Source organism: Candidatus Regiella insecticola LSR1 (assembly GCF_000143625.1).
In the GTDB taxonomy this organism is placed as follows: domain Bacteria; phylum Pseudomonadota; class Gammaproteobacteria; order Enterobacterales; family Enterobacteriaceae; genus Regiella; species Regiella insecticola.
On record NZ_GL379600.1, the window covers coordinates 1 to 1,036 of the forward strand.

A 1,036-nucleotide genomic window follows, 5' to 3' on the forward strand; every position below is an offset into this window, starting at 1 on the left:
TAAACGAGTTGCTTAATAAGCCTATTGCATTTTCGATCGTGTTATAGAAAATAATGAGAGTTTTAGGCTAAGAGAACCCAAAATGCTCAATAAAGACCGTCTGTTAAAAGATAACCGTTTATGCAAAGCGCTAGTGGGGCTATCGTTGGAAGAATTAAAGACTTTATCCGCTCATTTTTCATCCTGTTATTTAACTTATCGTAAAAATAACCGTGGAGCACATCAACGGAAAATGGGGGCAGGCCAGAAAGGATTTTTACCGACCCCATTAGATAAACTGGTTTTTATTCTGTTGTATTTAAAATGTTATCCGACCTATGACTTATAAGGTTTTCTTTTTGGTTTGGAACGAACCCGAGCTTGTCGCTGGGTGAAATTGCTGTTGCCAGTATTAGAGATGACGTTGGGACATGAATGTGTGTTACCGGCACGTCAAATCCGTTCCATGGAGGAGTTTTGCCACGCTTTTCCGGGTGTTCGTGACGTTTTTATTGATGGGACAGAACGTCCTGTTCAAAAGCCTAAAAATACCCGACGCCGTAACAAAATGTACTCGGGAAAGAAGAGACAGACTACCCGCAAAGTGGTCATGATGACTGACGAAACAAGGCGAATGGGTTTTCTCTCACGGAGTAAAAATGGTCGACGTCATGACAAACGCCTGCTCGATAAAGCGGATATTGTACGTCATATTCCATCAACGGTGACCGTCTGGGCGGATACGGGATTTCAAGTTATCAATAAACAACATCCTAATACATTGCTCCCGAAAAAAGCGACCCGAAAAACGCCCTTATCTCCTGAACAAAAAAAAGAAAATAAGCTGATTTCGGGCATTCGTATTACTGTTGAACACGCCATCGCGGGCATCAAGCGACTCGGGTGTATGACCCAATCTTTACGTAACGTCGACCTTTTATTGACGATACCTTCATCCTTCTAAGCGCCGGCCTATGGAATTTCCATCTAAGAAGGGCTTGAAATTCAATTTATTACCAAAACAAGAACGCTTATTTTACTATTAGGCAACAAGTCT

Annotated in this window: 2 protein-coding genes; both read left to right on the plus strand. The window is 41.8% G+C overall.

The window, feature by feature from the left end:
• Positions 1-82 precede the first annotated feature (82 nt).
• Complete coding sequence (locus tag REG_RS12260) at positions 83-328, plus strand: hypothetical protein (protein ID WP_006705102.1); 246 nt, start codon at positions 83-85, stop codon at positions 326-328.
• A 15-nt stretch (positions 329-343) separates the two neighbouring features.
• Positions 344-943 carry a transposase family protein gene (locus tag REG_RS12265; protein ID WP_006705103.1) on the plus strand — a complete coding sequence of 200 codons (600 nt, stop codon included), beginning with the start codon at positions 344-346 and terminating at the stop codon, positions 941-943.
• The last annotated feature ends 93 nt before the right edge of the window (positions 944-1,036 follow it).

Coding starts and splice junctions, on each gene's coding strand:
- REG_RS12260 (WP_006705102.1), top strand. CDS start 83: ATGCTCAATAAAGACCGTCTGTTAAAAGATAACCGTTTATGCAAAGCG.